The 21,894-nt window shown below is 50.1% G+C and carries 18 protein-coding genes; 17 read left to right on the forward strand and 1 reads right to left on the reverse strand.

Annotation, left to right across the window (positions count from 1 at the left end):
* Window positions 1-39: 39 nt before the first annotated feature.
* The 12 genes from ileS (at window position 40) to pyrE (ending at window position 14,937) form a co-directional block, all read left to right on the forward strand.
* A complete protein-coding gene (gene ileS / locus ACW9JV_RS08015) occupies window positions 40-2,817 on the forward strand; it encodes an isoleucine--tRNA ligase (RefSeq protein WP_457333081.1) in 2,778 nt (925 codons plus the stop codon).
* Between the two features lie 52 nt (window positions 2,818-2,869).
* Entirely contained in the window at window positions 2,870-3,346 is a 477-nt protein-coding gene (gene lspA, locus ACW9JV_RS08020) for a signal peptidase II (RefSeq protein WP_457334658.1), read from the forward strand.
* Complete coding sequence (locus ACW9JV_RS08025) at window positions 3,339-4,256, forward strand: RluA family pseudouridine synthase (RefSeq protein ID WP_457333083.1); 918 nt, start codon at window positions 3,339-3,341, stop codon at window positions 4,254-4,256. The genes lspA and ACW9JV_RS08025 overlap by 8 nt, the downstream gene beginning before the upstream one ends.
* 200 nt (window positions 4,257-4,456) lie before the next feature.
* A complete protein-coding gene (gene pyrR / locus ACW9JV_RS08030; RefSeq protein WP_457333085.1) occupies window positions 4,457-5,008 on the forward strand; it encodes a bifunctional pyr operon transcriptional regulator/uracil phosphoribosyltransferase PyrR in 552 nt (183 codons plus the stop codon).
* Between the two features lie 159 nt (window positions 5,009-5,167).
* Window positions 5,168-6,502, forward strand: a complete 1,335-nt coding sequence (locus ACW9JV_RS08035; protein WP_457333087.1) for a uracil-xanthine permease family protein — start codon at window positions 5,168-5,170, stop codon at window positions 6,500-6,502.
* 60 nt (window positions 6,503-6,562) lie between these two features.
* Window positions 6,563-7,507, forward strand: coding sequence for an aspartate carbamoyltransferase catalytic subunit (locus tag ACW9JV_RS08040; protein WP_457333089.1), 945 nt, complete (start codon window positions 6,563-6,565; stop codon window positions 7,505-7,507).
* Window positions 7,508-7,580: 73 nt separating this feature from the next.
* Window positions 7,581-8,669: a carbamoyl phosphate synthase small subunit gene (locus ACW9JV_RS08045; RefSeq protein ID WP_457333091.1), complete on the forward strand. Its 1,089-nt coding sequence runs from the start codon at window positions 7,581-7,583 to the stop codon at window positions 8,667-8,669.
* A 13-nt stretch (window positions 8,670-8,682) separates the two neighbouring features.
* Window positions 8,683-11,901 carry a carbamoyl-phosphate synthase large subunit gene (gene carB / locus ACW9JV_RS08050; protein ID WP_457333093.1) on the forward strand — a complete coding sequence of 1,073 codons (3,219 nt, stop codon included), beginning with the start codon at window positions 8,683-8,685 and terminating at the stop codon, window positions 11,899-11,901.
* Complete coding sequence (locus ACW9JV_RS08055) at window positions 11,898-12,674, forward strand: dihydroorotate dehydrogenase electron transfer subunit (RefSeq protein ID WP_457333095.1); 777 nt, start codon at window positions 11,898-11,900, stop codon at window positions 12,672-12,674. Before carB ends, ACW9JV_RS08055 begins: the two co-directional genes overlap by 4 nt.
* The gene (locus tag ACW9JV_RS08060; protein ID WP_457333097.1) at window positions 12,671-13,588 is read left to right on the forward strand and encodes a dihydroorotate dehydrogenase; all 918 of its coding nucleotides are present in this window, start codon (window positions 12,671-12,673) and stop codon (window positions 13,586-13,588) included. The genes ACW9JV_RS08055 and ACW9JV_RS08060 overlap by 4 nt, the downstream gene beginning before the upstream one ends.
* Window positions 13,585-14,295, forward strand: a complete 711-nt coding sequence (gene pyrF, locus ACW9JV_RS08065; RefSeq protein ID WP_457333099.1) for an orotidine-5'-phosphate decarboxylase — start codon at window positions 13,585-13,587, stop codon at window positions 14,293-14,295. The genes ACW9JV_RS08060 and pyrF overlap by 4 nt, the downstream gene beginning before the upstream one ends.
* Window positions 14,296-14,937 carry an orotate phosphoribosyltransferase gene (pyrE, locus tag ACW9JV_RS08070; protein ID WP_457333102.1) on the forward strand — a complete coding sequence of 214 codons (642 nt, stop codon included), beginning with the start codon at window positions 14,296-14,298 and terminating at the stop codon, window positions 14,935-14,937. It begins immediately after the preceding gene.
* 310 nt (window positions 14,938-15,247) lie between these two features.
* On the opposite strand, the gene ACW9JV_RS08075 is transcribed toward pyrE, so the two are convergent.
* Window positions 15,248-16,966, reverse strand: coding sequence for an Rqc2 family fibronectin-binding protein (locus ACW9JV_RS08075; protein ID WP_457333104.1), 1,719 nt, complete (start codon window positions 16,964-16,966; stop codon window positions 15,248-15,250).
* A gap of 100 nt (window positions 16,967-17,066) precedes the next feature.
* On the opposite strand from ACW9JV_RS08075, the gene ACW9JV_RS08080 reads away from it, so the two are divergent.
* The 5 genes from ACW9JV_RS08080 to rpoZ all read left to right on the forward strand — a co-directional run bounded on the left by ACW9JV_RS08080 (window position 17,067) and on the right by rpoZ (window position 21,866).
* Complete coding sequence (locus ACW9JV_RS08080; protein ID WP_457333106.1) at window positions 17,067-19,706, forward strand: calcium-translocating P-type ATPase, PMCA-type; 2,640 nt, start codon at window positions 17,067-17,069, stop codon at window positions 19,704-19,706.
* A gap of 76 nt (window positions 19,707-19,782) precedes the next feature.
* Complete coding sequence (locus ACW9JV_RS08085; RefSeq protein WP_457333108.1) at window positions 19,783-20,667, forward strand: YicC/YloC family endoribonuclease; 885 nt, start codon at window positions 19,783-19,785, stop codon at window positions 20,665-20,667.
* A gap of 82 nt (window positions 20,668-20,749) precedes the next feature.
* Window positions 20,750-21,010, forward strand: coding sequence for an extracellular matrix/biofilm regulator RemA (remA, locus tag ACW9JV_RS08090; protein ID WP_457333110.1), 261 nt, complete (start codon window positions 20,750-20,752; stop codon window positions 21,008-21,010).
* A 33-nt stretch (window positions 21,011-21,043) separates the two neighbouring features.
* Window positions 21,044-21,658, forward strand: a complete 615-nt coding sequence (gene gmk, locus ACW9JV_RS08095) for a guanylate kinase (RefSeq protein WP_457333113.1) — start codon at window positions 21,044-21,046, stop codon at window positions 21,656-21,658.
* Window position 21,659: 1 nt separating this feature from the next.
* Complete coding sequence (rpoZ, locus tag ACW9JV_RS08100; protein WP_457333114.1) at window positions 21,660-21,866, forward strand: DNA-directed RNA polymerase subunit omega; 207 nt, start codon at window positions 21,660-21,662, stop codon at window positions 21,864-21,866.
* Window positions 21,867-21,894: the final 28 nt, after the last annotated feature.

A 21,894-nucleotide genomic window follows, 5' to 3' on the forward strand; every position in this document is an offset into this window, starting at 1 on the left:
GGCTTCTGTATGCCCGAAGAAGAACAGGAGGACAAAAATATGAGTTATAAAGAAACGCTGTTAATGCCGAAAACAAAATTCCCGATGAAAGGAAACCTTCCCAATAAAGAACCGGAGCAGCAGCAGCAGTGGGAAGAGGAAGGAATCTATGAAAAAGTGCAGGAACGGACGAAAGGACGTCCGCTGTTTGTGCTTCATGACGGTCCTCCATATGCGAACGGGGATATCCACATGGGCCATGCGCTGAATAAGATCCTGAAAGATATTATTGTGCGTTATAAGTCCATGAACGGTTACCACGCCCCTTATGTGCCTGGGTGGGATACTCACGGCCTTCCGATCGAAACCGCTTTGACGAAGAACAAAAAGGTGGACCGGAAAAAAATGTCGACGGCGGAGTTCCGCAAAGCCTGTGAAGAATATGCCCTCGACCAGCTGGACCGCCAGCGCGGCCAGTTTAAGCGGCTCGGTGTCCGCGGGGACTGGGAACATCCTTATGTGACGCTGACCAATGAATATGAAGCACGACAGATTCAGGTGTTCGGCGAGATGGCCAAGCGGGGTTACATCTATAAAGGGAAAAAGCCCGTGTTCTGGTCTCCTTCGTCGGAATCGGCACTGGCGGAGGCGGAGATTGAATATCATGACAAACGTTCCCCTTCCATTTATGCCGCCTTTGATGTGAAAGACGGCGGTCACGTTCTTGACGGCGATGAACGATTCATTATCTGGACGACGACACCGTGGACGATTCCGGCTAATCTGGCTATTACAGTGCACCCTGAACTGGAATACGCGGTCGTACAGGTGAACGACAGTAAATATATTGTTGCACGTGACTTGGTGGAAGATCTGGAATCGGAGCTTGAATGGGAACAACCGCGCGTACTGAAAACCCTGATGGGAAAACAGCTGGAACATCTGACGGCGGCCCATCCGATCTACGGCCGGGACTCCATTATTATTCTGGGTGATCATGTAACGATTGATGCCGGTACGGGTTGCGTGCACACCGCTCCGGGACACGGGGAAGATGACTATATCGTGGCGCAGCACTACGGTTTGGAAACACTCTGTCCTGTAGATGACAAGGGGTATTTTACAAACGAAGCACCGGGTTTTGAAGGAGAGTTTTATGACCAGGCCAACAAACCGATCACACAAAAACTCGATGAAGTAGGATCGCTTCTCCAACTGACGTTTATTACGCACTCGTACCCTCATGACTGGCGGACGAAAAAGCCGGTTATCTTCCGCGCCACGGCGCAATGGTTTGCGTCCATAGACGATGTTCGTGATGATCTTCTGGAAGCGGTGCGCCGTGTCACATGGCTTCCGAAATGGGGGGAAACCCGCCTTTATAATATGGTAAGAGACCGCGGCGACTGGTGTATTTCCAGACAGCGGGCCTGGGGTGTTCCGATCCCTGTATTCTATGAAGAAGACGGCAGCGCCATTGTCACTGATGAAACCATTCAACATGTGTCCCGGTTGTTCCGTGAACATGGGTCCAACATCTGGTTTGAATGGGAAACAAAAGATCTGCTTCCGGACGGATATACGTCAAAGAAAAGCCCGAACGGTGGATTTACAAGAGAAATGGATATTATGGACGTCTGGTTTGACAGCGGCTCCTCCCATGAAGCGGTGCTGGAAGAACGGGAGGAACTGAAACGGCCGGCCGATATTTATCTGGAAGGCTCCGACCAGTACAGAGGCTGGTTCAATTCATCGCTTTCCACGAGTGTGGCAACCAACGGTTCCGCTCCTTATGAGATGATTATCAGTCACGGATTTGCCTTGGACGGAGACGGCCGTAAAATGAGTAAATCTCTCGGCAATGTCATGGTTCCAAATGATATTATGAAACAGCTCGGGGCCGACATCCTGCGGATGTGGACCGCTTCTGTAGACTATCAGGCGGATGTGCGTATTTCCGATGCGATTTTAAAACAGGTGGCGGAAGTGTACAGAAAGATGAGAAATACATTCAGGTTTCTGCTGGGTAATCTGAAGGATTTTGATCCCGCTGTCCACCGGGTTTCCGAATCGGAACTGTCTGAACTCGACCGCTATATGAAGCTCCGTTTAAATGATCTGATTGAAAAAACAAAACGCGGATATGACCATTATGAATTTGCGCACGTCTATCACGCGCTGCACAATTTCTGCACGATTGATTTGAGTTCCTTTTACATGGATATTGCAAAAGACACACTCTATATCCACCCGGAAAACGATCCAGCGCGGCGTGCGTTCCAGACGGTTATGTATGACACCCTGATTGCTCTTGTGCAGTTATCATCGCCGATCATGCCGCATACGGCCGATGAAGTGTGGGAGTATATCCCGGGTACAGAAGCGTCGACGCCGCAGCTGACAGACATGCCTGAACCTGTCAAAAAAGAGGAAAATGAAGAATTGCGCCGCAAATGGGACACTCTTATGGAAATTCGTGATGAAGTATTAAAGGCGCTGGAAGAGGCAAGAAACAACAAGGAAATCGGGAAGTCACTGACAGCCTCCGTTACCATTTACGCGGATCGGAAGGAACATCAGATTCTTGCCGGAGAAAACCTGGAACAGCTGTTCATCGTTTCTAAAGCTGAACTGGGTGAAGCGGGTCTGAAGGCACCTGAATCAGCCGAAAACTATGAGCATACCGCAGTGGAAGTAAGACCGGCTGAAGGAAAAACGTGTGAACGCTGCTGGACAGTGAGGCAGGATGTCGGCGAGAATCCGGATCATCCAGGGCTCTGCGGCAAATGCAGTGATATCGTTCGAAACCATTACAGCCATGTGGATGTATCCGATTAATGATGCAGCCTCTGACGGCTGAAAAAAAGCAGGTGTTCCATACAAAATGAAAATGTTATTTTATTACGGATTGGCGCTGTTCACCATTGCTGTCGATCAGCTCACGAAATGGCTGGTTGTCCGAAATATGGAGATCGCGGAACAAATAGAGCTGATCCCGGGATTTTTCTATTTGACGTCCCACCGAAATGCCGGAGCCGCCTTCGGTATACTGCAGGGACAGATGTGGCTGTTTTATATCGTCACGGTTATCGTTGTCGTTCTGATTATTTATTACCTGCACAGGTACGGCCTGCAAAGCATGTGGTACGGCATTCCGCTTGCCCTGATTCTCGGAGGAGCGCTCGGTAATTTTATTGACCGGGTGCTGTTTGGAGAAGTGGTGGACTTTTTCGACGTCTATATTTTCTCCTATAATTATCCGATTTTTAACATTGCAGACTCCGCTCTTGTTACAGGGGTTGTACTGCTGATCGGGAAAATGGCGGCAGAGGACTGGAAAGAAAAGAGGAAGAGCAGGCATGGATAATACGTATACATGGAAAATAACAGAAGATGACACCGGTTCGCGTATCGATAAATTCGTAGCCGGATGCCGCGGTGACTGGTCCAGAACAAAAGTGCAGCAATGGGCGGAGGAAGGAAAAATCCGGGTCAATCAAAGCACCGTGAAAAGCAATTATGTTCTTCGTAACGGGGATTCGGTCGAGGTGGAACCGGACGAGGATCAACCGCTGGAGCTGCGCGCGGAGCCGCTGCCGCTGGACATATATTATGAAGATGACGATATCATCGTCGTCAACAAACCAAAAGGAATGGTTGTCCATCCGGCTCCGGGTCACGATTCAGGTACGCTTGTAAATGCTCTCCTTTATCACTGCGGTACATTGTCCTCCTGTAACGGAAGGGAACGACCCGGTATCGTCCACCGGCTGGATAAAGATACGTCTGGTTTGATGGTGTGTGCCAAACATGATGAAGCCCACCAGAATCTTGCTGAACAGCTGCAGGATAAGCAGATCAAGAGGATCTATAAGGCCATTGTGCATGGCACGATCGCACACGATGCCGGTACGATTGAAGCGCCTATTGGAAGGGATCCCAATGATCGTCAGAAAATGGCGGTAACGGATCTTCATTCCAAAGAGGCGGTGACTCATTTTCAGGTACTGGAACGGTGCGGGGACTACACCTTTGTCGAATGCCGTCTGGAAACCGGAAGAACACACCAGATCAGGGTTCATTTTTCCTACATCGGCCATCCTGCAGCAGGTGATCCGAAATATGCCCGGAAAAAAACAGCCGGGCTGGGCGGCCAGGCGCTTCATGCGTTCAGCCTGGCCTTTTCCCACCCGGTGACCGGAATATGGATAAACCGGGAAGCTCCCCTGCCGGAAGAAATGAGAACGATGTGGGAAGATCTTCGAAAAAAGTATTGACCCGCTCCACATAATCTGACATAATCAATACAAATTACATGGAAGTCCTTTAAACACAGTCCCGTGAGGCTGAGAAGGAAACGGATGCTCCCCTGATTTTCCGGGGTGGTGTATATCGTAACGGTCCAACATCCTCTCACCTATACGGGCGGGAGGATTTTTTTCGTTTGAAAGCGTAAGATGGAAAGGTGGTGGAAGGAATGAGTGAACAGGAACGTATATTATTGGATGACCAGGCGGTGCGGCGGGCATTGACCCGTATTTCCCATGAGATCATCGAAAAAAACAAGGGTATCGAAGACTGTGTACTTGTCGGCATCAAAACAAGGGGCATTCACATCGCCAGGCGGATTGCGTCCAACATTGCCAGAATTGAAGGAAATGAGATACCGGTCGGAGAGGTGGATATCACCCTTTACCGCGATGATTTAACTCACCGCTCCAGCGGTCGGGAGCCGGAACTGAAAGGAACAGATCTTCCTTCAGACGTCCGCGGGAAAAAAATTATCCTGGTGGATGATGTCCTTTACACTGGACGTACCGTCCGTGCCGCCATGGATGCGGTAATGGATCTCGGCCGGGCAGCCCACATCCAGCTGGCGGTTCTCATTGACAGAGGCCATCGGGAGCTGCCGATCAGGCCTGATTACGTCGGCAAGAATATACCGACTTCCAAAGAAGAAATCATCGCCGTGAAGCTGGAGGAAGCCGACCAGTCCGATGAAGTGACCATTAAAGCAAGAACAGCTTAAACCCGCTTTAAATCAGTCCCGTGAGGCTGAAAAGGGGTATAAATAGAGCAGGATCTATGTGGATCTTCCTGTCTGCTGTTTGTACCTCTTTGCCTTACAGGCAAAGATTTTTTTTGCCTTTAAACAGCGTGGATAAAACCAGGACAGGGAGAGATGAAAATGGAAGAGGAACAAGTGAAACTGCAAAAACATGACATACCGAAGTGGAACGAGTGGCTCATCTTAAGCATGCAGCACTTATTTGCGATGTTCGGGGCCACGATCCTTGTGCCGGTACTGACCGAGATGAGTCCGGCCGTAGCACTGCTCTCCAGCGGTATCGGCACGATCGTATACCTGATTATAACGAGAGGACAGATTCCCGCCTATCTCGGCTCTTCTTTTGCGTTCATTATGCCGGTAACTGCTGCGATGTCGCTTGGAGGACCGGAAGGCGTGATGATAGGGACGTTTGCCGCCGGTGTTGTGTACGGTGTTACCGCCCTTATCATTCAATCAACCGGTGTACAGTGGCTGATGAATCTTCTGCCGCCGATTGTCACAGGGCCGGTAATCATGGTGATCGGTCTCGGTCTTGCCGGGTCTGCGGTGGAAATGGCCATGAATTTTAACGAGGAGACAGGACAGTACGTCGATCCGATGCTTCATTTCAGCGTCGCTCTGGCGACCCTTGCCATCACGATTATCGTTTCTGTATTTGTAAAAGGATTTCTCAATCTCCTTCCGATACTGACCGGCATTACCGGAGGTTACATGATTGCCGCCGCCGTCGGGTTGGTGGACTTTAGTGGTGTGGCAGAAGCTGCCTGGTTCAGGGTCCCGGATCTGGTTGTTCCTTTTGTTACGTTTGATCCCGAGTGGTCCTGGAGCATTATCTTCATCATGGCACCGATCGCTGTGGTCACATTGGCGGAACATATCGGTGACCAGCTTGTTTTAAGCAAGGTGACAGGAGAGAACTACGTCAAAAAGCCGGGACTTCACCGCTCTATCATGGGAGACGGCGCAGCGACGATTGTGGCTGCACTGATTGGAGGTCCGCCGAACACCACCTACGGTGAAAACATCGGTGTGCTGGCTATTACGAGAGTGTTCAGTGTCTACGTCATCGCAGGAGCAGCCGGGCTTGCTGTCATCTTCAGCTTTATCGGCAAAGTAGAGGCGTTGATTGCCAGTATCCCGGGTGCGGTGATGGGGGGCGTATCCATTCTTTTATTTGGTATTATCGCTTCTTCAGGCATGCGTATGCTGATTGACAACCAGATCGATTTCGGTGTGAAGCGCAACCTGATCATTGCATCGGTGATCCTTGTCATCGGTATAGGCGGAGCATTTATCGAAATCAATGACAATCTCGAGATTGCAGGGATGGCTCTAGCCACAGTGACAGGAATGATTCTGAACTGGCTGCTCCCGGGAAAACAATACGGGTTTGGCAACGGAGCCATGTTTGCGTCTCTTGAGGAACAAATGAAAGATGATGAAGCGGCTTGATAAGCCCTGAAGAACGGAAGCCAACTTTTTTCAGGAAACGTAAAAGAAGGAGGAACCTCCATGATTCGTATGGATTCTGCAGCTCGAACCGAAAACAATAACGAACCATGTCATGTGTTGACCATGGATGACTGGAACACAGCTTCGATTCACTCGCTGCTGGAAAAAGCACAGCGATTCGCAGAAAATCCTGATAAGCTTCCGCTCCAGCGCCTTTATGCCGCCAACCTGTTTTTTGAACCAAGCACGCGCACAAAAATAAGCTTTGAAGCGGCGGAGAGGAACCTCGGCCTGGATCTCCTTCATTTTGAAGCGGATACGTCGAGTGTCAAAAAAGGGGAAAGCCTGTATGATACCGTCAAAACTCTGGAAAGTATCGGAGCGGATGTGGTTGTCATACGCCACGGCCGGGAGCGTTTTTTTGATGAACTTCGCGGGAGCGTACAAATCCCCATCATAAATGGAGGAGATGGATGCGGTCATCACCCGACGCAGTCGTTTCTTGATCTTCTCACGATTCGTCAGGAATTCGGTTCCTTTCAAAACATAAAAGTTGTGATTGCCGGTGATATTTTTCACAGCCGGGTCGCCCGTTCGAATCTGGATGTGCTTGAAAGACTCGGAGCGGACGTTTACGTGAGCGGACCGAAAGAATGGATGAACGAAGAGCTGATGCAGCGTTATCTGCCTATGGATGAAGCCGTGGAAACCGCAGATGTCATGATGATGCTGCGCATTCAGCATGAAAGACATACGGTGAAAATGGTAGCCGGTCCGGATAAATACCATGAACTTTACGGACTGAATGAAGAAAAAGCGGCACGTATGAAGCCGGATTCCATCATCATGCATCCGGCTCCGGTCAACCGGAATGTGGAACTGGCCGATGCGCTGGTTGAATCACATAAATCAAGAATCTTTAAGCAGATGAAAAATGGGGTTTTTGTGAGAATGGCAGTCTTAAGCCATGTGCTGGAACAACAAAAAGGGGGACTGCAGCAGTGAATGCATGGACAACAGGAAGCAGCAGCTTTCCTGCAGGAACGGCAGTATCAGAAATGGAAGGAGCGGATGTTCAATGAAACGGAAACTGATGCTTGAAAATGGAACTGTATTTACAGGGGACGCGCTGGGAAGCATGCGTCAGACAGCCGGTGAGGTTGTTTTTAATACGAGTATGACAGGATATCAGGAAATTTTATCAGATCCTTCCTACTGCGACCAGATTATCACGCTGACGTACCCGTTAATTGGGAATTACGGTATTAACCGAGATGATTTCGAAACCCTCCATCCAGCGGCAGGAGGATTGATTGTGAAGGAGTCCGCCCGGCATCCGAGTAATTTCAGGAGCGCCTGCAGTCTTGATGAATGGCTGAAAGACAAAGATATTCCGGCTCTTGCAGGAATAGATACACGAATGCTGACGAGAATCATCCGCGAACACGGCACGCTGTTTGGACGAATGTTCAGCGAACAGGAAGATCAAAACGAAATCCTGGAAGAACTCCGTGCCCTGCAGCCGACACGCAATAAAGTGAAAAAAGTGTCGACACGCACAGCATATCATGCCCCGGGTACCGGGCGTCGTGTGGTTCTGATGGATTACGGGGCCAAGCATGGTATCGCCAGAAATTTGATTGCACGGGGATGCGATGTATTCGTTCTGCCTTACAACAGCACGTCCGAAGATATTCTTGAACTAAATCCGGACGGGGTTATGTTAAGCAACGGCCCGGGGGACCCGGAAGATGTGCCAGAATCAGTCGAAACACTGAAAGCCTTGATCGGGCAGGTACCGATTTTCGGAATATGCCTGGGCCACCAACTTCTCAGCCTGGCCTGCGGTGCTTCTTCTTCTAAATTGAAATTCGGCCACCGAGGTGCAAATCATCCAGTCAAAGATGTACGAAGCGGAAGGGTGGATATGACCTCCCAGAACCACGGGTATACAATTGACAGAGATTCCCTGATGGGAACGGACCTGCAGTTGACCCATGTTAATGTTAACGACGGAACGGTGGAAGGCGTCGCCCATAATGAACATCCTGCTTTCAGCGTTCAATATCACCCGGAAGCCTCCCCCGGACCCGAAGATTCCAATCCACTGTTTGATGAGTTCATGTCGATGATGGATAAATATAAAGCCGGAACATCTTTAGTATAAAGGAGAGAGAGCAATGCCAAAACGTACAGATATTCAGAAAATACTCGTCATCGGTTCCGGTCCGATAATAATCGGACAGGCTGCAGAGTTTGATTACGCCGGGACCCAGGCCTGCCAGGCATTGAAAGAAGAAGGCTATGAAGTAGTTCTAGTCAACTCCAATCCGGCTACCATCATGACGGATACAACAATGGCCGATAAAGTCTATATGGAACCGATCAGTTTCGATTTTGTCAGCCGCGTTATCCGCAAAGAAAAACCTGATGCACTGCTGCCGACACTCGGAGGGCAGACGGGACTGAATATGGCGATGGAATTGTATAAAGAAGGAATTCTTGAAGAACACCGGATATCGCTTCTCGGCACAGAACTTGAAGCGATTGAAAAGGCGGAAGACCGGGAAGTATTTCGTTCCTTAATGCGGGAGCTTGACGAACCGGTGCCTGAGAGTGATATTGTGCACAATTACGAGGAAGCGCAACAATTTGTGCGTACCATCGGGTTTCCGGTAATCGTACGGCCGGCTTATACCCTGGGAGGAACAGGCGGAGGTCTTGTTCACAATGAAGAGGAACTGTCCGAAACGGTGGAAACCGGTCTGAAATACAGCCCTGTCAACCAATGCCTGATTGAAAAAAGCATTGCAGGATTTAAGGAAGTAGAGTATGAAGTGATGCGGGATGCTTCCGGAGAATGCATTGTTGTCTGTAATATGGAAAATATCGATGCGGTCGGCATTCATACCGGTGATTCTATTGTAGCAGCCCCAAGCCAGACCCTGTCGGACCGGGAATATCAAATGCTCCGCAATGCCTCCCTGAAAGTGATCTCTGCCTTGGAAATAGAAGGGGGATGCAATGTGCAGCTTGCACTGTCCCCGGACAGCTTCCAGTACTATCTGATTGAAGTAAATCCAAGGGTCAGCCGCTCATCGGCGCTTGCGTCAAAAGCAACCGGTTATCCGATTGCCAAACTGGCTGCAAAAATTGCAGCAGGATACCGTCTGGATGAATTGAAAAATCCAATCACCGGTACCACGTATGCAAGCTTCGAGCCGGCGCTGGACTATGTTGTCACAAAGATTCCGCGCTGGCCGTTTGATAAGTTTGAAGCAGCCAACCGTAAACTCGGCACACAGATGAAAGCAACCGGTGAAGTGATGGCCATCGGGCGTAATATGGAAGAATCCATCATGAAAGGCATCCGTTCACTGGAAGTTGACAAATATCACCTGTGTACGCCGGAATACAGGGAGTACTCGGATGAAGCACTGACGGATAAACTGATACACGCTGAAGATGAACGATTGTTTGTCATCGGGGAAGCATTCCGCCGGGCCTGGACGGTAGAGCACCTGAACCAGCTTACCTCTATCGATCCCTTTTTCCTAGAAACACTGCTCGGTATCGTCCGGATGAGCGAAGAACTTTCGTACCAGCCGGGCAGCGCGGAGATGCTTGCTGCAGCAAAAGAAATAGGCATTGCGGATGCAGAAATCGCCCGGCTCTGGAACTGGGAAGAAAAAGACGTGTATGCTTTCCGCCGCCGTAAAGGTATCATGCCTGTATATAAAATGGTGGACACGTGTGCGGCTGAATTTGAATCGGAAACCCCGTATTACTATTCTACGTTTGAGCAGGAAAACGAAAGCGGACGCAGCAGCCGTCCTTCTGTTCTTGTTCTCGGTTCCGGACCGATCCGCATCGGACAGGGGATAGAGTTTGACTACGCCACGGTCCACACCGTTTGGGCCCTGCAGGAAGAAGGATACGAAGCCATTATTATGAACAACAATCCGGAAACGGTGTCGACGGACTTCAGCACATCGGACAAGCTTTATTTTGAACCGCTGACGGTGGAAGATGTCATGCATGTGGTCGATCAGGAACAGCCTGAAGGTGTCATTGTCCAGTTCGGGGGCCAGACGGCGGTGAATCTGGCGGATGAGCTGCATGAGAGGGGCGTTTCCATCCTTGGAACGACCCTTGAGGATATGGACCGGGCGGAAGACCGGGACAAGTTTGAATACACTCTGCAGCAGCTTGGTATTCCGCAGCCGATCGGCAAAACGGGAGTGTCCACGAAGGAAGCAGAACAGATTGCTGCAGATATCGGTTATCCGGTGCTGGTACGGCCGTCGTACGTACTCGGAGGCAGAGCCATGGAAATCGTCGATAACGAGACAGAACTGCGTTCTTATATGGAGCGCGCCGTGAAAGTCAATGAGAAGCATCCCGTCCTGATCGACCGTTATATGGTAGGAAAAGAAGTAGAAGTTGATGCAGTATCAGATGGGGAAACGGTTTTTATTCCGGGGATCATGGAACATATTGAACGGGCCGGCGTCCATTCCGGAGATTCGATTGCCGTTTATCCAACCCAGACGCTTGACGATGCGGTGAAACAGAAAATTGTGGAACGGACGGTAGCGATTGGAAAAGGGTTGAATATAAAAGGACTCCTTAATATTCAGTTTGTCATTCACGAAGGGGAAGTGTATGTACTGGAAGTGAACCCGAGAGCAAGCCGGACCGTCCCTTTCCTGAGTAAAATCACCGGTGTGCCGATTGCCGCTGCAGCGACCAGAGTCATGGCCGGAACACCACTCACGGAACAAGGGTATGCCGATGGTATGCTTCCAGAGAAAAAGGAAGTTTCCGTAAAAGTACCGGTATTTTCCTTTGCCAAACTGCGCCGCGTGGATATTTCCCTCGGACCGGAAATGAAATCAACGGGTGAAGTGATCGGACGTGATGCGTCCCTTGAGAAAGCTTTGTATAAAGGGCTGATTGCATCCGGTATGAGTATTCCCTCCCACGGTTCTGTTCTGTTTACGGTGGCGGACAAAAACAAGGAAGAGGCGCTGGAACTCGCAGAACGGTTCCATGCTATCGGCTATACGCTGCTGGCAACAAAGGGAACAGCCGATTTTCTGCGTGCCTGGAACATTCCGGTATCCACCGTGAATAAAGTATCGGAATCCGCCCCAAATCTCCTGGATGTGATCCGGGAAGGAAGAGCCCATTTTGTCATCAACACGTTGACAAAAGGAAAACAGCCGGCTCGTGATGGGTTCCGGATCCGCCGTGAGGCGGTGGAAAATGGGGTCGTCTGTATGACATCCATGGACACGGCGGATGCTTTACTAAAAGTACTGGAGATGTTCACTTTTTCCGCTGAGGCCATGCCGGATATGACACAGCGGACCGCTTCCGGCGGGGTGACGGTATGAAAAAAGAAAACATGAGGATAAGCGGTCACAGACTGATTGCAAGAGACATTTATGAAATGGAGCTCGAAGGCGGACTGGTGGAGGACATCGCGGAACCCGGACAATTTCTTCATATCCTGCCTCCGGGCCGGACATCGATGCTTTTGCGGCGTCCGCTCAGTATTTGTGAAACGAAGAAAAGCTGCAGCCGGTTGACGATCGTTTACCGGGCGGAAGGCGAAGGGACAAGGCAGCTGGCACAGGCACAGGAAGACACGACTGTTGATGTTCTTGGTCCGCTCGGACGTGGTTTTCCGGCTGCAGATACGGCGCCGGACGAGCATGTACTGCTGGCCGGCGGCGGGATCGGTGTGCCGCCGTTGTACGACACTGCCCTTGCATTAAAAGAAAAAGGCGTACGCGTAACAACAGTACTTGGATTTTCCGATAAAGATGCCGTCTTTTATGAAGAGCAGTTCGGGGCGCTTGGCAGCGTATATGTCTCCACTGAAGACGGCAGTTACGGGACGGCTGGATTTGTGACTGATGTGATGGACCGGCAGAACCTGACTTTCGATCGGATTTTTGCATGCGGCCCGGTACCAATGCTGAAAGCCCTCGAACACGCGTATCCGAATGCGCGGGGAAATATTTCTCTGGAAGAGCGGATGGGCTGCGGACTCGGTGTTTGTCTTGCCTGTGTCTGCCGCAGTACAGAGGACACAGACGGCACCGATTACCGGAAAATCTGCAGCGACGGACCGGTGTTTTCATGGAAAGAGGTGGCTTTATGAGCAGAACAGCTGTACATCTGCCGGGACTCCCGATGAAAAACCCGATCATGCCGGCTTCGGGATGCTTTGGTTTCGGTGAAGAAATCGGAGCTCTGTATGATCTTGATCAACTGGGTGCCATCGCCTTAAAGGCAACCACACGAGAGCCGCGTTACGGCAATGAAACACCACGGGTTGCCGAAACGGCTTCGGGAATGCTGAATGCGATCGGCCTCCAGAATCCAGGTCTGGAAAAAGTCATGAAGGAGAAGCTGCCTCCGTTTTCTTCAAAAAAAGTCCCCCTTCTTGCCAATATTGCCGGAAGCACTATGGAAGATTATGAGAAGGTGGCGGAGGGGCTTTCCGCCACAGGTGCGGTCGGTGCACTGGAACTGAATATATCCTGTCCGAATGTAAAGGAAGGCGGGATTGCATTCGGTACCAACCCTGAGCTGGCAGCAGAGCTGACCGAACGGGTCAAAGCGGTGTCGGAAATCCCGGTTTATGTAAAACTTTCGCCGAATGTGTCTGATATTACGGTGATTGCAGAAGCAGTGGAACAGGCGGGGGCAGATGGTTTGACGCTGATCAATACGCTGTCTGGGATGAAAATCGACCGGCAGACAAAAAAGCCGCTGCTTGCTAATCAGGTCGGAGGTTTATCGGGACCAGCGGTCAAGCCTGTAGCTGTCCGCATGGTCCATGAGATACGGAAACAGTCAACGCTTCCGATTATCGGTATGGGAGGAATCATGGAAGTTGAGGATATTGTGGAATTTATTATCGCCGGGGCGGACGCCGTCGCTGTCGGCACGGCCAATTTCACGAATCCTTTCATCTGCCCGGAGTTGATCACCGGTCTGGAGGAGCTGCTGGAAAAAGAGCAGGTGGATCATCTGTATGACCTGCGTTCCGAGGAGGTTCGTGTACGTTGAATCATCCTTTAATTATTGCGATGGATTTTAAAAACAAAGAAGAAGCGGATACGTTTCTGGATCATTTTGAAGGAGAAACGCTGTTTTTGAAAGTCGGCATGGAATTGTTTTACCGGGAGGGACCGGCGCTTATTCATGCATTCAGAGAAAAAGGCCATCATATATTTCTCGACTTGAAACTTCATGATATCCCAAACACAGTGAAAAGCGCCGCCCGCCAGCTGGCTTCCCTGGGGGTTGATCTGACGACCGTTCATGCCGGCGGAGGCATCAACATGATGGAAGCCGCTCTTGAGGGACTGGAAGCAGGTGCGCCGTCCGGGACTGCTCCCGCAGAGTGTGCCGCGGTGACCCAGCTGACGAGTACATCGGAAGGCATGATGAACAAAGAGATCGGCATTCCGGGAACGCTGGAGGAAACGGTACTGCATTATGCAGCGAACGCCGCGGAAGCAGGTGTTGGACATGTCATCTGTTCAGCGTGGGAAGTCCCCGTTATCAAACAGAGGATCCGCTCTGAAATAAAGGCAGTGACCCCGGGCATTCGAATGAAAGAAGATGCAGCAGATGATCAGAGGCGGATTGTCACACCCGCCAAAGCAAGGGAACTTGGCAGCGATGCGGTAGTTGCAGGACGCAGCATCACACAGGCGGCTGATCCGAGTCATCAGTACCGGGAGATGATGAAACAATGGAGGGAAGTTTAAATGAAAGAATGGCTGGCAGATGAATTATTGAAAATAGAAGCAGTAAGTCTAAGTCCCAATGATCCATACACATGGACATCCGGAATTAAATCCCCGATTTACTGTGACAACCGCCTGACTCTGTCTTATCCCGCCCTGCGCAAAGCGATTGCAGAGGGGCTGGCCGGCATGATAAAGGAAAAATATCCTCAGGCTGACGTTATAGCAGGAACAGCGACAGCCGGGATCGCCCACGCAGCACTTGCAGCCGATATGCTGGAACTTCCGATGATTTATGTGCGCAGCTCTTCGAAATCGCACGGTAAAGAAAACCGGATTGAAGGAGAAATCCGCAAAGGGCAGCAGGTCGTTATAGTGGAAGATCTTATATCAACCGGGGGAAGTGTTGTGAAAGTGAAGGATGCGCTGCTGGACAATGGCGCTGAAGTGCTTGGTACGGCAGCTATTTTTACCTACGGACTCCAGAAAGGAATGGATCAGCTTCAGGAAGCAGGCCTGGAATGGGATACGCTGACCGACTACGGCACATTAATTGAAACCGCGCTTGAGAATAACTATTTAAGCAGCAAAGAAGCCAGTCGACTGCGTCTCTGGAAAAAAGATCCGGAAGATGAAAGCTGGATGCAGACCGATGAAGCATAGTCAATCTGACATTAAAAAAGAGACTGGGACAAAAGGGAATAACATTGGTGAAAACCGAACATTTAAAAATCCAGGTTAAGAAGCGCTCCTATAGCGTAGTCAAAACACGTAGACTCCTGTGGGAACAGCACGAGTCTCGATACCCCGAAGGAAGGGCTTTTCTTCCGAGGAGGATCGAGCCGTGCCCACGGAAAGCGAAGTGTTTTGACGAAGCGGTGCGTAATGCAAAACAAAAATTCCGAACGATTACCTTAAGGAAATCGTTCGGAATTTTTCATTCATTTTAGAGTTTTGTCTTAGACTCTTTTTTCTATTTGTCTGCCTGCAGCTGCAGAATGAGATCCTGATCCGGCGTGACAAACAGGGTGGACTGATTATCATAGGTGACAAATCCGGGCTTGGCTCCATTTGGCTTTCGGACATGCCTTATCTTCGTATAATCAACGGGAACGGAGCCGGACACTCTTGCTTTGGAATAATAAGCAGCGATGTTTGCGGCTTCGAGCAGCGTTTCCGGGGAAGGGTCACTGTGCCGGATGACAACGTGGGATCCGGGTATTTCTTTTGTATGAAGCCAGGTATCATCCCGGCTGGCAGTACGGGATGTTAAATATTCATTCTGCTTGTTGTTCTTGCCTACCAGAATCTCTGTTCCATCAGATGAATGGTATTTTTCAAGCACCGGTTTTGCCGGCTTATTCTTTTTACGCTTTTTCTCCGTTCGTTTCTTTATATAACCCTCTTCAGCCAGCTCTTCGCGTATTTCTTCAATGTCCGATGGCGAGGCCGTTTCCAGCTGCTGAATCAACTGTTCCAGATACTGCATTTCGGATTCGGCTTCCCTGATTTGTCTGCTGCTCATCTCCAGGGATGTTTTGGCTTTATTGTACTGGCGGAAAAATGCTTGTGCATTGTCGGAAGGGGACTTTTCCGGATCAAGTGGAATCACGATGGTACCGCCATGTTCATCGTAGTAGTCTATGACTTCTATTTCCTTCTCCCCGCCTTTGACAAGGTGGAGGTTCGCTGTCAGCAGTTCCCCGTATTTTTGCGCTTCAAGCGTTTTTTCCGCCCGCTCATATGTTTCTTCCAGTTTTTTTATTTTCTTTTTGTTTTTCTGCCATTCATTCCGAAGCATTCGTTCCAGGTCATGGGCCCGTTGTTTGACGCGGTCCCGTTCAGCTTTTCCGGAATGGAAACGATCCAGCATTTCTCCAACGGATGCAAAGGTTTTACGTTTTCCTTCCAGATGATTCAAATCGAAGACAGCATAGTATTCTTTTCCGTCCTGATCAATAATCTGGGGAGTGTAGACTTCGTCGGCGACCTGATTCATCATGCTGGTGAAAATGGACGCAATATCTTCCGCTTTCGCGCCGATCCCGGACCGGTGCATGACTTCCTTTGCCGTCTGCGGCGATATCCCCGTGAAAGCCTGCACGAGCTGCCGGTCCAGTTTTCCCTGGTTTAAGTCCAGTTTCCTGATTACGGTTTCTTCATCTGCTTCCAGTGGATTTATTTTATGCTGCGCAGGAGGTCTGATGTATTCCCGTCCGGGCAGGATCGTACGGTACGTGTTTACCGAAGGCGGCAGGTGTTTCATGCTGTCGAGAATAAGTCCGGTATCCTGTTCGACCAGCATGATATTACTGTGTTTTCCCATAATCTCCACAATCAGATGTTTGATGGAGGTGTCGCCGAGTTCATTTTTTCCTTCAATGACAAAGGTGACGATTCTTTCCATGCCATCCTGCCTGATTTCACGGACAAAACCACCTTCGATGTGTTTGCGCAGAAGCATGCAGAACATCGGAGGTTCTTTCGGGTTTTCCACTTTCATGCCGGTCACATGCATCCGTGAAAAACCCGGATTTGCAGACAGGAGCACCTGATGATTGCGGTGGTCCGCACGGATGGTAAGAAGCAGATCAGTTTTGTAGGGCTGTTTTATTTTGGTGATACGGCCGTTTAAGATCGTATGGCGGCATTCATCCACGGCCGCTTTTGTCATGGTTCCGTCAAAAGACATTCGGGCATTCCTTCCTTTCTGCTGTCTTACAAGTATAGCATGAATAAGGGCTCGTCTGAATACAATGTGATGATACGTTGAACGACAAGGAGCGAGCAGAATGAACTGGTACAACTACTCCCGGGAAGAACTGGAACGAATTCTGAAAGTGTCGGCAGCTTCCGGTGTGGATGACATGGAAGCGGAAAACAGAAAGAAAAAGCATGGTGCCAACCGGCTCGAAGAAAAGAAGAAAACTCCGTCGTGGACCCTCTTTCTGCAGCAGTTTCAGGATTTGATGATTCTTCTGCTGCTCGGTGCTGTATTGGTTTCAGGTGCCCTCGGGGAATACGCGGATGCCGGAACGATCCTCGGCATTGTTCTGTTGAACGGTATCCTCGGTTTTCTCCAGGAAAATAAAGCGGAAAAATCACTGGACACATTAAAAGAATTGTCCTCCCCGATGATGATGGTCAAGCGCAGCGGAACATGGAAGACAATTCCTTCCGAAGATGCGGTGCCCGGAGATATTGTACAGGTAAGAAGCGGAGATAAAATCAGTGCGGATATCCGTTTGATCCGTGTTCATGGATTAACAGTAGAAGAATCCGCGTTAACGGGCGAGTCCCATCCGGTGGAAAAACAGACGGAGGTGCTGGAGGAAGATAATCCTCCTATCGGGGGCAGACAGAACATGGCTTTTTCCGGTACGCTCGTGACCGCCGGACAGGGTACTGGTATTGTCGTAACAACCGGCATGAAAACGGAAATGGGTAAAATTGCCCATCTGCTCTCCGAATCGAAAGAGAAGACAACCCCGCTGCAGCAGAGACTGCATCACCTCGGAAAGGTGCTGATAACCGGAGCGCTGATATTAACTGCTTTGGTTGTCCTGCTGGGCATTATGCAGGGCAAGCCTTTCTACCACATGATTCTTTCCGGTGTTTCGCTGGCGGTTGCAGCAATACCGGAAGGGCTGCCGGCCATTGTGACGGTTGTGCTGGCTCTCGGGGTGCAGCGCATGATCAAACAGAACGCTGTTGTCCGGCATCTGCCGGCAGTGGAAACCCTAGGCTGTGCATCCATCATATGTTCAGATAAAACAGGCACACTGACACAAAACAGAATGAAAGTTACCGGAACGTGGAATGAATACGGCTTATCTGTCCGTGAAAAAGAAAAGGACGTGTTTGACCGGCGTCGTTATGAACGGCTCCTTTCCTTTGCGGTACTCGGCAGCCAGAATGCTGTTGACATATACATGAGAGGTGAAAACAGCGGTACAGACGCGACAGAAACAGCATTGATGGAAGCGGCCGAAGAATCGGGCATCTCGATTGCGGAACTGTTTTCAACGTATGAGGTACAAAACGTTTTTCCGTTTGATTCGGAACGAAAACGAATGACAGTGCTGGTAAAAGACAAGCACGGTTCTTCTTTTGTCATTACGAAAGGAGCACCGGATATGCTGCTCGAAAAAAGCATCCGGCTTCAGAAACAGAATGGATCCGGGCCGATGAACACAGCTGCTGTGCGGGAAATTAAACAGACGATCGAAAAGATGGCATCAAGGGCATGGAGAACCATTGCGGTCGCTTCCCGCCCTGTTGCACCCGGGGAACAAATAAAAAAGGCGGAAGATGCGGAGAAGGATTTGATTTTCACCGGTCTGCTTGGAATGGTCGATCCTCCCCGGCCGGAAGCTGCGGAAGCTGTCCGGGAGTGCCGAAGAGCCGGAATCAAGACGGTGATGATTACCGGGGACCATAAAACCACCGCCGCTGCAGCTGCTCAAAGTATCGGCCTGCTGCCGAAGTATGGAAATGTCATGACCGGACAAGAATGGAACACAGCGACCCCGGTACAGAAACAGGAATTGCTGCAGCGCACGTATGTGTTTGCCAGGGTCAGTCCACAGGACAAGCTGGACATTGTTCACGAACTGCAGAAAGCCGGCCACGTCGTGGCCATGACCGGAGACGGAGTCAATGACGCTCCGGCGCTGAAAGCCGCGGATATCGGTGTCGCCATGGGACAAACAGGAACGGACGCTGCCAAGGAAGCTGCCGCTCTTGTTCTGCGTGATGATAATTTCTCCACAATCCGTACAGCGATTAAAGAAGGACGGAATATATACGACAATATCCGGAAATTCATCCGCTATATGCTGGCATCTAATGTCGGAGAAATTCTTGTGATGCTTTTTGCGGTCATGCTGGCTCTGCCCCTGCCGCTCGTGCCGATACAGATTCTCTGGATAAATCTTATTACCGACGGACTTCCCGCGATGGCCCTCGGGGTGGATCAACCTGAAAAAGACGGCATGAACAGGCCGCCGCGTTCAAAAACAGAAAGTATTTTTGCAGGTGGCATGGGGAGAAAAATCATCAGCCGGGGCTTTTTGATCGGGGGCGTAACCCTGGCAGGTTTTGTGACGTCGCTCTGGGAGTTACCCCAAGACTTAATCCGGGCTCAGACCATAGCGTTTGCAACGCTGGTGATGGCACAACTGATTCATGTGTTTGACTGCCGGTCGGATTCTTCCATTTTTGACCGTCGTCCATTTGAAAACAAATTTCTGACGATTTCCGTAATATCTTCGGTGCTCCTGCTGCTGCTGGTTATCTATGTACCACTGCTCCAGCCTGTGTTTCACACCAAACCGCTGGGGTTAATGGAATGGCTGTTTGTCCTGGCTCTCGCTTCGATTCCCACATTTGCCCTTGCCGGAAGCGGAAGCTGGAAAAAAGGACGCGGTTAACACAAGCTTTTCCCCTTTTCATCTGCCTGCAGCAGGTGATAAAATAATCTGGAATAGGAGAAGCGGAAGTGATAGGATGTCAATGAGTATGACCGGCTACGGAAGCAGCACAGCCGAAAGCGCAGAAGGACGGATAACGGTGGAAATGAAATCGGTCAACCACCGTTTCTGCGACATTCAGTTCCGGATGCCCCAGGCACTGAATTACCTGGAAGACACGCTCCGCCGCGAGATTCAGGAAACAGTGGAGCGGGGCCGGGTGGATGTGTTTATTTCGCTGGAAGGAGAGGCTCTTTCCGGCCGGGATGTAACCGTGGACTGGGAGCTCTTGCATCAGTTTCTTGACCGGGCTGATGAAATGGAGCAGTGGAATGTGTTTGATTCCAGGCTGCGCCTGCAGGACTTTCTTCTGCACCCCGACATTACCGCAGTAAAAGAGCGGAACGGGCTTCATGAAAAATGGGAGTCGGGGGTGAAAGAAGCTGTGCGTGAGGCGGCCCTCCACCTTTCGGAAATGAGGAAAAAAGAGGGGGCGGCACTGCAGCAGGACCTAAAAGAGCGGATTGCAAAGGTCAGGCAGAATGCAGACGACATTTTCGAAGAGGCACCGGCGGTTGTGGAAGCCTACCGGAAAAGGCTTCAGGAACGAATCCATGACATAATGAAAGACACCTCCTATGAACCGGATGAACAGCGCCTGCTTACCGAAACGGCGGTTTTTTCCGATAAAGCCGATGTAGAAGAGGAATTGACCCGCCTTCTATCCCATTGCAGCCAGTTTGAGTCCATTCTCGGCGAAAACGGCGCCAAAGGAAGAAAACTGGATTTTCTCGTCCAGGAAATGAACCGGGAGGCAAATACAATTGGATCGAAAGCCAATAGTGCTGAATTGAGCCGGATTGTGGTGGAAATCAAAAGTGAACTTGAAAAAATAAAGGAACAGGTGCAGAATATAGAGTAGACAGCGAACGCATTTTCGATAACATAAAAAATGCTCAAAAAATAGAGCGCAGCCGCCGCTTTGGATGAAGTGAGGGATTGGTTTGAATATCAAATTGATTAACATCGGGTTCGGCAACATTGTATCGGCAAACCGGATTATTTCCATTGTCAGCCCGGAATCTGCACCGATTAAACGGATCATTCAGGAAGCGAGAGACCGGAACATGCTGGTGGATGCAACATACGGGCGTCGAACAAGAGCTGTTATCATTGCTGACAGTGATCACGTCATTCTTTCGGCTGTCCAGCCGGAAACCGTGGCACAGCGTTTGACGACACGGGACGATTCCACCGACGATTAATGATTATTTTTTTGCAGAAAGGCGTTGGAGTCCATGCAGGATGAAAAGGGACTGTTAATTGTTTTATCCGGACCCGCTGGAGTAGGAAAGGGTACAGTATGCCGCGCGCTGCGGGAAGAAGATACAGGCATTCAGTACTCTGTCTCAGCGACAACGAGAAACCCGCGTGAAGGAGAAACACACGGGGTGAACTACTTTTTTAAAACAAAGCAGGAATTTGAACAGATGATTGAAGAAGACCGGCTTCTGGAATGGGCCAGATATGTCGATAATTACTATGGCACCCCGCTTGATTATGTACTGGATACAATGAATCAGGGGCAGGATATCATACTGGAAATTGAAGTACAGGGAGCGAAAAAAGTGAAAGAACGCTATCCGGACGGTGTGTTCATTTTTCTGATGCCGCCGAGTCTTGCGGAACTGCGCTCCCGGATCACAGAGCGGGGGACGGAAACCGAAGATTTGATCGATAAACGGATGACAGTGGCAAAAGAAGAGCTGGAGATGATGCAGCACTACGATTATGTTGTGGAAAATGACGAGGTCGGCCGCGCTGCGGACCGTATCCGTTCCATTGTCACCGCCGAACACTGCAGAAAAGAAAGACTTATGGACAAATATCAACAATTAGTGGAGGTTGAATAATATGCTTTATCCTTCTGTGGACACCTTGATGAATCACATTGATTCCAAATACACGCTCTGCACCATTTCGGCCCTGCGTGCGCGTGAATTGAAAGAAATGCAGCAGGATCCGGAGTTTACTGGTACGGATTATGATTCGTCAAAGCTTGTCGGAAGAGCACTGAAAGAAATTGACGAAGGTACGCTCGGCTATAAACACAGTGAGTAACGATCCAGACACAACAACCCGTTTTACG

The organism is Salibacterium sp. K-3 (assembly GCF_054052005.1).